The organism is Candidatus Dorea massiliensis AP6, assembly GCF_964245105.1.
GTDB classification, from domain to species: Bacteria; Bacillota; Clostridia; order Lachnospirales; family Lachnospiraceae; genus Laedolimicola; species Laedolimicola intestinihominis.
Genome location: NZ_CAXTKW010000010.1, coordinates 14,732 through 27,308 on the forward strand (window position 1 = coordinate 14,732; position 12,577 = coordinate 27,308).

Below are 12,577 nucleotides of genomic sequence, written 5' to 3' on the forward strand. Positions count from 1 at the left end.
GGAAGGAGGAAGCCGTTATGCCCTGTCCCCACCATGATATAAAGATCGTCCAGCGCAGCAACCGCCAGTCAGCCGTAGCCGCCGCAGCTTACCAGAGCGGCGAACGGCTGTTTTCCGAGTACGACCAGAAGCAGAAATACTATGCCGAGAAACGAGGGATCGTCCATACAGAAATCATGCTGCCGCCCCATGCCCCGCCGGAGTACGCAGACCGCAATACCTTGTGGAACGCCGCCGAAGCGATTGAGAAACAATGGAACTCCCAGCTTGCCCGGAGAATCGTGCTTGCCATACCGAGGGAAATTCCCCCGGAGCAGCACGCCGACCTGCTCCGGGACTATTGCCGGGAGTTTTTCGTTTCCAAAGGCATGATTGCCGATTTTGCCATTCACGATAAGGAGGATGGGAATCCCCACGCCCACATCCTGCTGACCATGCGGGCAATGGACGAAACTGGGAAATGGCTTTCCAAGAGCCGGAAGGTTTATGACCTTGACGAGAACGGCGAGCGTATCCGGCTCCCGTCCGGGAACTGGAAAAGCCACAAGGAGGACACTGTAGACTGGAACGACCAGAAGTATGGCGAGATGTGGCGGCAGGGCTGGGCGGCTGCCGCCAACCGCTATCTGGAAGCCAATGACCGCCCAGAACGCCTTGACCTTCGTTCCTATGAGCGGCAGGGGCTTGATAAAATCCCCACCGTCCACATGGGGCCAGCGGTCAGCCAGATGGAAAAACGAGGGATACAGACCAACATCGGCAACCTGAACCGGGACATTACCGCTGCCAACCGGCTCATGCAGTCAATCCGCCAGATGGTGTGCCACCTGAAAGGCTGGATTGCAGACCTGAAGGAGAAAAAGGCCGCCCTGCTGGAAGCCTTGCAGGAAGCGAAGGAACCCACCCTACCGGAGCTGCTGGGCAAATATCTGGATTTGCGCCGGGAGGAGCGCACCGGCTGGACGAGCAAAGGCCAGCTCAAAGGCACTGTGAACGACTTCAACAAGGTTATGGACGCCATCCGCTATCTGCGGGAAAAGGAGCTGTCCACCGTGGAGAGCCTTGACACCTATCTGGATACCGTCAGTGAGCAGGCCGTTTCCATCCGGGCAGAGATGAAGCCGAAGGAAAAGCGTATGAAGGAGATTGACACCATGCTTTCCCATATCGCTAACTTTGAAGCCCACAAGCCGGTTCATGCGGAATATGCCGCCATCCGGTTTAAGAAACCAAAGGAACAGTTTGCTGCTGCCCACCGGGACGAGCTGGACGCCTACAATGCCGCTGTCCGCTATTTCAAGGTGCATTTGGAGGGAACCAAGTACAGCACCAAGAAATTGAACGAGGAACGGACGCAGCTTGCCGGAGAGGTGGCCGAGTACAGGGAACGCCTGTCGGCGGTGCAGGAGGATGTGAAGATTCTCCGGGATGTGCGCCACTGGCTCAATCAGGTGCTTCCGTCCGAGCAATACCGCCAGACCGCCGAACCGGGCAAGAAACCGTCCATTCAGCAGGCAGTCAAAGGCCGGGCGCAGCGTATCCAGGAGGAACAGGCCGAGAAACGCCAGCAGCCCCGCACAGAGAAAAAACAGGATATGGAACTTTAACAGGCGCTTGCCATTTTCTTTTCGAGAATGACAGGCGCTTTTCTTATTTTCAGGAGGATTTAGTTGAATGTATTTGAAGCTGTCAAGCAGTCTGTTACCACCCGGCAGGCTGCCGAGCATTTCGGAATCCGGGTGGGACGAAACGGGATGTGCGTCTGTCCCTTCCACGCCGACAAAAACCCAAGCATGAAGGTTGACCGGCGCTTTCACTGTTTCGGCTGTCAGGCAGACGGGGATGTGATCGACTTTGTTTCCCGTCTGGAAGCTGTCAGCCCCAAGGAAGCCGCCCTTATGCTGGCGCAGGCGTTTTCCATCCCCTATGAGGACAAGGAGCCGCCCAGCCACAGGAAACCACCGCAGGAAACCCCGGAACAACGGTTCCGCCGCATGGAGCGGTACTGCTTCCGGGTGCTGTGCGACTATCGAAACCTGCTGTGCCGCTGGAAACGGGACTATGCCCCAAAGACACCGGATGAGGATTTCCACCCTTTGTTTGTAGAAGCCCTGCAAAAGCAGGACTATGTGGACTATCTGCTGGATGTGCTGCTCTCCCCGGACATGGAGGAACGGGCAACCCTTATCATTGACTGTGGAAAGGAAGTGAGCAATCTTGAAAGACGAATGGCAGAGCTTGCCGCCGGAGATACGGCAGGCCGCAGAACAGACCATGCAAGAAGCACCGCCGCCCCGGAGCGTTGAGGAAGTCAAAGCCATGCTGGAAAGCACCGAAAAAGGCGGCGTCCGCAACAGTATCCGCAACTGCTTGACCGTCTTTCAGAATGACCCGCTGCTTTCCGGGGCAATCGCCAAAAACCTCTTGACCGAGCGCACTGACATCATCAAGCCCATTGGCTACCACCGTACCGGCACCGCTATCACCGACACGGATATGAACTATCTGCTCCTGTATCTGGAAGAAACCTATGGGCTGACCAGCGAAAAGAAGATTGCCGCCGCCATCGGGATCGTTGCCAACGAAAATGGCTATCACCCCATCCGGGACTACCTGAACGGCCTTTCATGGGACGGAACCGAGCGTATCCGTACCTGTCTGCACCACTTTTTAGGAGCCGACAGCGACCAGTACACCTATGAAGCCCTGCGGCTGTTCCTGCTGGGAGCCATCCACCGGGCATTTCATCCTGGCTGCAAGTTTGAAGTCATGCTCTGTCTGGTGGGCGGTCAGGGAGCCGGAAAATCCACCTTTTTCCGGCTGCTGGCCGTGAAAGACGAGTGGTTTTCCGATGACCTTCGCAAGCTGGACGATGACAATGTGTACCGCAAACTGCAAGGCCACTGGATTATTGAGATGTCGGAGATGATCGCCACCGCAAACGCCAAGAGCATTGAGGAAATCAAGTCTTTTTTGAGCCGACAGAAGGAGGTCTATAAAATCCCATACGAAACCCACCCGGAGGACAGGCTGCGACAATGTGTGTTCGGGGGCACTTCCAACGCCCTTGACTTCCTTCCCCTTGACCGTTCCGGCAATCGGCGCTTTCTGCCGGTCATGGTGTACCCGGAACAGGCGGAAGTTCATATTTTGGACGATGAAGCCGCTTCCAGAGCCTACATGGAGCAGCTATGGGCGGAAGCCATGACCATTTACCGCAGCGGGGATTTTAAGCTGTCTTTCAGCCCCGAAATGGTGCGCTATCTCAAAGAACACCAGCGGGATTTCATGCCGGAGGACACCAAGGCCGGGATGATCCAAGCCTACCTTGACCGCTATACCGGCAGCATGGTGTGTTCCAAGCAGCTTTTCCGGGAAGCCCTGAACCACCCCTTTGACGAGCCGAAACAATGGGAAATCCGGGAGGTCAACGACATTATGAACCACTGTGTCACAGGCTGGCACTACTTTTCCAATCCCCGGATGTTCCCGGAATACGGCAGGCAGAAGGGCTGGGAGCGTGACAACCCGGCAACGGATACCGTGGGCGGAGCCGAAAAAATCCCGGAGGGATTTGTGGAGGTCACAGAGCAGATGGAGCTTCCTTTCTGAAAATCCCACCCCGTTGCCGACTTTGTTGCACTCCCGTTGCCGGGCTGGTTGCCGGGAAAAGCCCCGTAACTGCGGGCTTTTTCCCCTATCAGCAACCAAAGCAACAGAAAAATAAAAGAAAATATAAATTGTAACCAAACCGCCAGACAGAGATGGTTTTGAGGTTTTTTGAAGCCCGTTGCCGGACTTCGTTGCCGACCTTCTCCTTGTCTGGCTATTCTATTATGGAGGATAACTGCCTATGGCAAAAACGAAAACAGAGATTCATGTTACCACAGTTTTTGACGGCGAGCTGGACGCAGCGGATGTCTTTGTGAGCCTGATTGCCCAAAAATATGGGCAGAATACCGGCAAGAAAAATCTTGCGAAAACGCAAGATTTAGGATATAATAAAGACGAGGTTCAGAAGAACCGTGTTCCGTCTGGATTGTGCGGGTAAACGGTTATGATGAACGGATACGAATACACAGGCATGGACGCAATTCTGGCGGGCAGCTTCCGGGCGGCCATCTATTGCAGGCTTTCCAAAGACGATGACCTTGACGGGGAGAGCGCCAGTATTGCCAACCAGCGGGATATGCTGGAAAGCTACTGCGAAAAGCAGGGATGGGAGGTTGTGGCAGTCTATCAGGACGATGGCTACACGGGGCTGAATATGGAGCGTCCCGACCTGAAACGGATGTTAAAAGCCATCGAGCGCAGGCAGATAAATCTTGTGATAACAAAAGATTTATCGAGACTGGGTCGAAATTACTTGCAGACCGGCACACTGATCGAGGACTTCTTCCCCCGTCACGGCGTCCGCTATATCGCCATGAATGACGGTATCGACACCATGCGGGACAACAACGACATTGCGCCGTTCAAGAACATCCTGAACGAGATGTACAGCAAGGATATTTCCAAGAAGGTACATTCCTCGTATCTTCTGAAAGCCCAGCAAGGCCAGTTTACCGGCTGTGTGGCTCCCTTTGGGTATCGGAAAGACCCGGAGGACAAAAACCACCTGCTGGTGGACGAGGAAACCGCCCCCATTGTCCGGCAAATCTTCCTTTGGGCGCTGGAAGGACACGGCCCAAACTTCATCCGGCGCAGGCTGGAAGAACAAAAGGTGCCTTGCCCTACATGGTGGAACCGGGAACGGGGCTTCCGCAATGTCCGCACCAAATGGGAAAAGAAAGACCCGGAAAACGGGCGGTATATGTGGGACTTCTCCGTGATAAAGGACATCCTGATGAATCCCGTTTATACCGGGGCGATCGCTTCCCAAAAGAAGGACTACCGCTTCAAAATCGGCACCATTGGCGAGAAGAAGCCGCAGGACTGGATCGTGGTGGAGGAACGGCACGAACCGTTGATTGACAGCAAAAGTTTTGCCATTGTGCAGGACAAGCTGAAATCCCGCCAGCGCCCCCGGCAGGACGGGGAAACCAGCCTGTTTGCAGGGCTTATCAAGTGCGGCGAGTGCGGCAAGTCGCTGACCATCCGCACCACCCACGCCAAGCACCCGCAGCAGATTTACGCCTGTAAGACCTATGGGGCGTTCGGCAAGAACCATTGCACCCAGCACCGGGTGGAGTACGACACCCTTTACCACCTTGTCCTGAACAAAATCCGGGAGTGCGCCAAGGCTGCCCTGACCGATGGGGAAGCCATTGCCGGGAAGCTGACCAACACCTGCGAAGCCGAGCAGAAAGGCCAGCGGGAAGCGTTGGAGCGTTCCCTGACAAAAGACGAGGAACGGATTGAGGTTCTGGAAAAGATGGTGCTGCGGCTCTATGAGGACATGGTTGCCGGGCGGATCAGCGAAGCCAACTTCAATCTCATGCTGGACAAGACGCAAAAGGAACAGGCCGAGTTGAAAGAACGGGTTGCACAGGGGCGCAAGAAGCTGGCTGATGAAATGCGGCTGGCGATGGACGCCAAACAATGGGTGGACGCCATTCGGGAATATGCCGACATCACGGAGCTGGACGCAGCCACCTTAAACCGCCTGATTAAAGAAATCGTTGTCCATGAGCACATCGACAGCGATAAGACACGACACATTTCTATCGAAATTCACTTCAATCTCAAACCTATCCCGGAGGTGGAACAGGTCACGGCCTGACCTGTTCCCGCCGGGCGGTTCTAAAACAATTCCATATATTTCTTGACACGCCGCCCGCCATCGAGCAAGGTTATACTCCTATTTAGGGGTAAAACAGCTCATGGCGGGCGGCGGCGTTGCCCTTATCGGCGGCACCCTTGTACCTCTGCTTTCCGGCCTGTTCGGTTAAGCTGCGGGTAACTGCCTATGCAGAGCATACTTGACGCGATTAACGAGTGGATAAAGGAAATTCTCATTGGAGCCATTAACGGTAATCTGTCAACTATGTTCGGGGACGTAAACGAAAAAGTCGGAACTATCGCCGCAGAGGTAGGCAAGACCCCGCAGGGGTGGAACGCAGGCATATTTTCCATGATACAGAGCTTGTCGGAAAATGTGATTGTACCCATTGCGGGGCTTGTCATTACCTACGTTCTATGCGTGGAGCTTATCAGCATGATAACGGAAAAGAACAATATGCACGATATTGACACGTTCATGTTCTTTAAGTGGTTTTTCAAGGCGTGGGTAGCGGTGTATCTCGTTACCCACACCTTTACAATCACAATGGCGGTGTTCGATATGGCGCAGCACGTTGTTTCCGGCGCGGCGGGCGTGATCGGCGGCAATACGAATATCGACGTTGACGCCGCCCTCTCGTCCATGCAAGCCGGACTTGACGCTATGGAAATCCCCGAACTGTTACTGCTCGTTATGGAAACAAGCCTTGTGAGCCTTTGCATGAAAATCATGTCGGTGCTTATCACGGTTATCCTGTACGGCAGAATGATAGAAATTTACCTTTACTGTTCGGTATCGCCTATCCCGTTTGCAACTATGACCAACAGAGAGTGGGGACAGATAGGCAACAACTACTTAAAAGCCCTGTTCGCCCTCGGTTTTCAAGGCTTCCTCATAATGATATGCGTCGGCATTTATGCGGTTTTGGTTGGCAGCATGATTGTAGCGGACAACCTGCACAGCGCGATTTTCTCCCTTGCAGCCTACACCGTGATTTTGTGCTTCTCCCTATTCAAAACAGGCGCACTTGCGAAGTCAATCTTTAATGCCCATTAAGACCGAAAGGAGGTTTTCACTTGGCGTATGTACCCGTACCCAAAGACTTATCAAAAATCAAAACGAAAGTCGCTTTTAATCTGACAAAGCGGCAAATCATTTGTTTTGCGGCAGCCCTCGCTATGGGACTACCGCTTTTCTTTTTGCTCAAAGACAGCGCGGGAACAAGCATGGCGGCATTTGCAATGATTGTCGTTATGCTTCCCTGCTTCCTCTTGGCAATGTATGAAAAACACGGGCAGCCCCTTGAAGTCGTGATAAAGAACGTCATTCAGACAAAGTTTATCCGACCAAAGGAACGCCCCTATCAGACGGAAAATTTTTATGCCGTCATAGAAAAACAACGAAAACTGGAAAAGGAGGTATCGGCTATTGTCAATGGCAGAACGAAAAACCATGACCCGCGCGGTAAAAAATCCCGTGAAGCGTAAGCTGACCCGCGCAGAAAAGAAAGAAATCGCCGCCGTGATACAGGCGGCAAAGGGCGACGGGAAGCCCCACACCGCACAACAGACCATTCCCTACTTGCAGATGTACCCGGACGGGATTTGCAGGGTAACGGAAAAGAAATACAGTAAAAGCCTTGTCTTTGAAGATATTAACTATCAGCTTGCACAGGCAGATGATAAGACCGCCATTTTTGAAAACTGGTGCGATTTTCTCAACTACTTTGACGCTTCCGTATCGGTGCAGCTCTCTTTCATCAATCAGGGCGCAAGAAAGGAAAAGGCACAGGCGGCTATCGAAATTCCGGCGCAGGACGACGCTTTTAACTCTATCCGCAGGGAGTACGCGGATATGCTGAAAAATCAGCTTGAAAAAGGCAACAACGGACTGGAAAAGTGCAAGTACATTACCTTTTCCATTGAAGCGGACAATCTCGCAGCCGCAAAAGCCCGCCTTTCCCGTATCGAAACCGACGTACTCAATAATTTTAAGGTGCTTGGCGTAACCGCCCGCCCCATGAACGGACAGGAACGCTTGAACGTACTGCATGGGATTTTCCACCCGGAGGGCGAGCCGTTCCATTTCTCTTGGGACTGGCTTGTACCGTCCGGGCTTACCACAAAGGACTTTATCGCCCCGTCCTCGTTCCGTTTTGGCGACGGGCGCACGTTCCGCATGGGGCGAAAACTCGGTGCGGTATCGTTCCTTGAAATCCTTGCGCCGGAGCTGAATGACCGTATGCTTTCGGACATTCTCGACCTTGAAAACGGGATAATCGTCAATCTGCATATCCGCAGTATCGACCAGAGCGAAGCAATCAAGACTATCAAGCGCAAGATAACCGACCTCGACAAGATGAAGATTGAGGAACAGAAAAAAGCGGTACGCAGCGGGTATGACATGGATATAATTCCGTCCGACCTTGCCACCTTTGGCAGCGAAGCAAAGAATCTGTTGCAGGATTTACAGAGCAGAAATGAAAGAATGTTCCTGCTGACGTTCCTTGTGGTAAACATGGCAGACACGAAGCGGAAACTGGATAATGACGTATTCGCTACGGCGGGCTTTGCACAGAAAAATAACTGCGCTCTGACCCGCCTTGACTATTTGCAGGAAGCGGGCTTTATGTCCTCTATCCCTCTTGGAGAGAACCTTATCCCCATTCAAAGAGGGCTTACCACATCAAGCACCGCTATCTTCATTCCCTTTATCACACAGGAGCTTTTTCAGCGGGGCGCAGCCCTGTACTACGGCTTAAATGCGCTGTCAAACAACATGATACTCTGCGACCGCAAGCAACTGAAAAACCCAAACGGGCTTATTCTTGGAACACCGGGAAGCGGTAAATCCTTTGCGGCAAAGCGAGAAATGACAAACGCCTTTCTCATTACCGACGACGATATTATCATCTGCGACCCGGAAGCAGAGTATTTTTCCCTTGTGCAGCGTTTGGGCGGGCAAGTGATACGCCTGTCGCCTGCCGGAAAAGGCATGGACGGCAAGCCCCAGTATGTGAACCCTATGGATATTAACCTCAACTACTCCGAGGACGACAACCCGCTTGCCTTGAAATCCGACTTTATCCTTTCCCTCTGCGAGCTTGTTATCGGCGGCAAAGAGGGCTTGCAGCCCGTGGAAAAGACCGTCATTGACCGCGCCGTTAGGAATGTGTACCGACCTTTCCTTGCAGACCCCGACCCGGCAAAAATGCCGATTTTGGGCGACCTCTACAACGAACTGCTGAAACAGCCGGAGCCGGAAGCTGCCCGCATTGCGGCGGCATTGGAGCTTTATGTTTCCGGCTCTCTGAACGTCTTTAACCACCGTACCAACGTGGAGCTTTCTAACCGCCTTGTCTGCTTTGATATTAAGCAGCTTGGAAAGCAGCTCAAAAAGTTAGGTATGCTCATTGTGCAAGACCAGGTGTGGAACCGCGTTACTGTCAACCGCGCCGAAAAAAAGGCAACCCGTTACTACATGGACGAATTTCACTTGCTACTCAAAGAAGAACAGACCGCCGCTTACAGCGTGGAGATTTGGAAGCGTTTTCGTAAATGGGGCGGCATACCGACGGCAATCACGCAGAATGTCAAAGACCTTTTAAGCAGCCGCGAAGTCGAGAATATCTTTGAAAACTCTGATTTTGTCCTCATGCTCAATCAGGCACAGGGCGACCGGGCTATCCTTGCAAAGCAGCTTAACATCTCCCCGCAGCAGATGAAGTATGTAACCCATACCGAAGCAGGCGAGGGGCTTATCTTTTACGGGAATGTGGTGCTGCCGTTCATTGACCGCTTCCCAACCGACACCGAGCTTTACCGTCTGCTTACGACAAAGCCAGAGGAAGTGAGCAAGCCATGAAAACGGACGTAATCATCAACCGCGACGCCCTCTATGCCCTGCGGGAGCTGCCGAGTGAAAGCGTGAACTGCTGCGTCACAAGCCCGCCCTACTATGGACTTAGGGACTACGGGCTTGACGCACAGATTGGACGGGAGGACACGCCGGAGCAGTACATTGACAGGCTTGTAGAAGTATTCCGGGAGCTGCGCCGGGTACTCAAAGACGACGGGACGTTTTGGCTGAATATCGCAGACACTTACTGCGGCACAGGCATGAAAGCGGGCTGCAAGCAAAAGGATTTAATCGGTATTCCGTGGCAGCTTGCTTTTGCCCTGCGCTCTGACGGGTGGTATTTACGCAGCGATATTATCTGGCTGAAAGAAAATCCTATGCCGGAGAGCTGCCGCGACCGACCGAGCCGCTGCTATGAGCATATCTTTTTACTGACGAAATCAAAGAAATATTACTATGACGCTGCCGCCATTGCAGAGCCGATTGCGCCGGGAACGGCTGCGCGGTACCGGCAGGGGCGCGGCGCAGGACACAAATATGCCGAGGAAATACCCGGACAGGGCAAGGTACAGGGTATCAATAAAACCCGCAGCGGCGGCTATTATGACGACGCTCTTATGCCGACCACAAGGAACAAGCGGGACGTTTGGCTTATCAATACCGTACCGTATAAGGGCGGGCATTTTGCCGCCTATCCCCCGAAGCTCGCGGAAACGTGCATACTGGCGGGCTGTCCGGCAGGCGGCGTTGTCCTTGACCCTTTCTTTGGAAGCGGCACCACCGGGCTTGCAGCGAAAAGCCTTGACCGCCGCTATATCGGCATTGAACTGAACGCCGAGTATTGTACCCTTGCAGGGGCGCGGATTGGAGGTGGTAACACTTGAAAGACCCATTAAAGCCCCGTGACAAAATCACGCAGAAAATGACCCGCGACGGAGCTATCACAGAAAATCAAACGACGGGCGAAACAGAACGTATCAGCAAACGGACACAGGACGCAGAGTTACAGAAAACGCCAGAGCAACAGGCAGCACAGGACGCAGCGCAGCTACAAGGTGCAGCTTCCCCGACTTCTCCCTTGCCCCATGTGCCGGGAGCTGCCCCCAAAGCGGACACAGGCAAAACGGAGCGCGTCATGGAGCATATTGAAGCCGCCCATACCCGTAAAGCGTCTAAAAAAGCGGTACGAAAGGCACAGGCAGAAGCTACCGCCGGGACGAAATCTTCCCGGCTGCAATTTACCGACGAGGAACGCGCTGCCCCGGAGCTTGAAAAGTATATCAAGAAATCCGATAAAGCCGCCGACCGCTTGGATAAGGCAAAGGCAGCTATCCCCAAAGAAAAGAAACTGGTAAAAGAGCGCACCTTTGACGAAACCACCGGGAAAGGCAAGACCCGCCTGCACTTTGAGGAAAAGGACAAACCGCCCGGATTTAAGGAGAAGCACAACCCGCTATCCCGCCCCACACAGGAAGCCGGGATTTTGGTACATAACAAAATCCATTCTGTCGAAAAGGATAATTCCGGAGTGGAGGGCGCACACAAGAGCGAGGAAGCCGCAGAACGGGGATTGAAGTACGGGGCGCGGAAAATCAAGCAGGGCTACCGCAACCATAAGCTGAAACCCTACCGGGAAGCGGCAAAGGCTGAAAAAGCTGCTTTCAAGGCAAACGTGGATTTTCAGTATCATAAGACCCTGCATGATAACCCACAGCTAACCAGTAACCCTATTTCCCGTTTTTGGCAGAAACAGCAGATTAAAAAGCAGTATGCAAAGGAAGCCCGCAATACTGCAAAGGGTATCAAGGGCGCAGCGGAACGCACCCGCAAAGCGGCAGCCAAAGCCGCCGAGAAAACGAAGCAGACAGCGGCGTTTGTGGCAAGACACCCGGCGGGCGTGGCAATCGCTGTCGGGGCGCTGCTACTTTTCATTATGCTTCTGTCCGGGCTGTCCTCTTGTGGTGCAATGTTTTCCGGCACGTTAAACGGCGTGCTTGGAACGTCTTATACCTCCGAGGACAGCGACCTTGTGGAAGTGGAAAATGCCTATGCCGGACTGGAAAGCGGGCTGCAAAACGAGATTGACGCTATCGAAAGCACCCACCCCGGCTATGACGAGTACCGCTATGACCTTGCAAATATCGGGCATAACCCCCACGAATTAGCGTCCTATCTGACCGCAAAATACCAAAGCTACACCCGCGCCGAGGTACAGAGCGAATTACAACGGATTTTCAATCAGCAATACAAGCTGACGCTGACCGAGGAAGTGGAAATACGCTACCGGGAGGAAGAACGCACCGACACATGGACAGACGAGGACGGCAACGAGCATACGGACACCTATACGGTACAAGTGCCTTATGAGTATTACATCTTAAACGTCAAGATGACGAACACCCCGCTATCCACCATTGCGGAAAATAATCTGCCCCCGGAACAACTGGAAATGTACCGGGTGTACTTGCAGACAAGCGGGAACAAGCCCCTTATCTTTGGCGGCGGCTCTCCCGACACTTCCGCGTCCGAGGATTTAAGCGGCGTGGACTTTGTAAACGGAACGCGCCCCGGTAATACCGCTATCGTTGACCTTGCAAAGCAGCAAGTCGGAAATGTGGGCGGCTATCCGTATTGGAGCTGGTACGGCTTCAACTCCCGCGTGGAATGGTGCGCCTGTTTCGTGTCCTGGTGCTACGGGCAAAGGGGACTTTCCGAGCCGCGCTTTGCCGCCTGCCAGTCGCAGGGTATTCCGTGGTTTACCTCTCACGGGCAATGGGGCGCGCGGGGCTATGAGAACATTGCCCCCGGTGACGCTATCTTTTTTGACTGGGATTTAGACGGAAGCGCAGACCATGTAGGGCTTGTTATCGGCAGGGACGCAAACCGCGTTTATACCGTGGAGGGCAATTCCGGCGACGCCTGCAAGATTAAGAGCTATCCCCTTGACTATGCCTGTATCAAAGGGTACGGGCTGATGAACTGGAACTGACACATTTT

The 12,577-nt window shown here is 53.5% G+C and carries 10 protein-coding genes and 1 pseudogene; all 11 read left to right on the plus strand.

Annotated features, from left to right (window positions below):
• The first annotated feature begins 17 nt into the window (after positions 1-17).
• The 11 genes and pseudogenes from mobQ (at position 18) to ACESZP_RS11165 (ending at position 12,569) form a co-directional block, all read left to right on the plus strand.
• Positions 18-1,607 (plus strand): MobQ family relaxase, encoded by a 1,590-nt coding sequence (mobQ, locus tag ACESZP_RS11115; RefSeq protein ID WP_499709051.1) that lies wholly within the window; start codon positions 18-20, stop codon positions 1,605-1,607.
• Positions 1,608-1,670: 63 nt separating this feature from the next.
• Complete coding sequence (locus ACESZP_RS11120; protein WP_119346649.1) at positions 1,671-2,306, plus strand: CHC2 zinc finger domain-containing protein; 636 nt, start codon at positions 1,671-1,673, stop codon at positions 2,304-2,306.
• On the plus strand, positions 2,275-3,612 hold the full coding sequence (locus tag ACESZP_RS11125; protein WP_172592828.1) for a virulence-associated E family protein: 1,338 nt from the start codon (positions 2,275-2,277) through the stop codon (positions 3,610-3,612). Before ACESZP_RS11120 ends, ACESZP_RS11125 begins: the two co-directional genes overlap by 32 nt.
• A 241-nt stretch (positions 3,613-3,853) precedes the next feature.
• The gene (locus ACESZP_RS11130) at positions 3,854-4,051 is read left to right on the plus strand and encodes a hypothetical protein (protein WP_118603046.1); all 198 of its coding nucleotides are present in this window, start codon (positions 3,854-3,856) and stop codon (positions 4,049-4,051) included.
• 6 nt (positions 4,052-4,057) lie between these two features.
• Positions 4,058-5,722 carry a recombinase family protein gene (locus tag ACESZP_RS11135; RefSeq protein ID WP_118603044.1) on the plus strand — a complete coding sequence of 555 codons (1,665 nt, stop codon included), beginning with the start codon at positions 4,058-4,060 and terminating at the stop codon, positions 5,720-5,722.
• A gap of 85 nt (positions 5,723-5,807) precedes the next feature.
• A pseudogene (locus tag ACESZP_RS11140) lies at positions 5,808-5,891 on the plus strand (Maff2 family mobile element protein); the annotation flags it as partial.
• 17 nt (positions 5,892-5,908) lie between these two features.
• A complete protein-coding gene (locus ACESZP_RS11145) occupies positions 5,909-6,778 on the plus strand; it encodes a VirB6/TrbL-like conjugal transfer protein, CD1112 family (protein WP_118592086.1) in 870 nt (289 codons plus the stop codon).
• 20 nt (positions 6,779-6,798) lie between these two features.
• Positions 6,799-7,209, plus strand: coding sequence for a PrgI family protein (locus ACESZP_RS11150; RefSeq protein WP_035290041.1), 411 nt, complete (start codon positions 6,799-6,801; stop codon positions 7,207-7,209).
• Positions 7,157-9,586 (plus strand): VirB4-like conjugal transfer ATPase, CD1110 family, encoded by a 2,430-nt coding sequence (locus ACESZP_RS11155; RefSeq protein WP_118592087.1) that lies wholly within the window; start codon positions 7,157-7,159, stop codon positions 9,584-9,586. The genes ACESZP_RS11150 and ACESZP_RS11155 overlap by 53 nt, the downstream gene beginning before the upstream one ends.
• Positions 9,583-10,464 carry a DNA-methyltransferase gene (locus ACESZP_RS11160; RefSeq protein WP_118592088.1) on the plus strand — a complete coding sequence of 294 codons (882 nt, stop codon included), beginning with the start codon at positions 9,583-9,585 and terminating at the stop codon, positions 10,462-10,464. The genes ACESZP_RS11155 and ACESZP_RS11160 overlap by 4 nt, the downstream gene beginning before the upstream one ends.
• 38 nt (positions 10,465-10,502) lie before the next feature.
• Positions 10,503-12,569: a CHAP domain-containing protein gene (locus tag ACESZP_RS11165; RefSeq protein WP_118742941.1), complete on the plus strand. Its 2,067-nt coding sequence runs from the start codon at positions 10,503-10,505 to the stop codon at positions 12,567-12,569.
• Positions 12,570-12,577 lie beyond the last annotated feature (8 nt).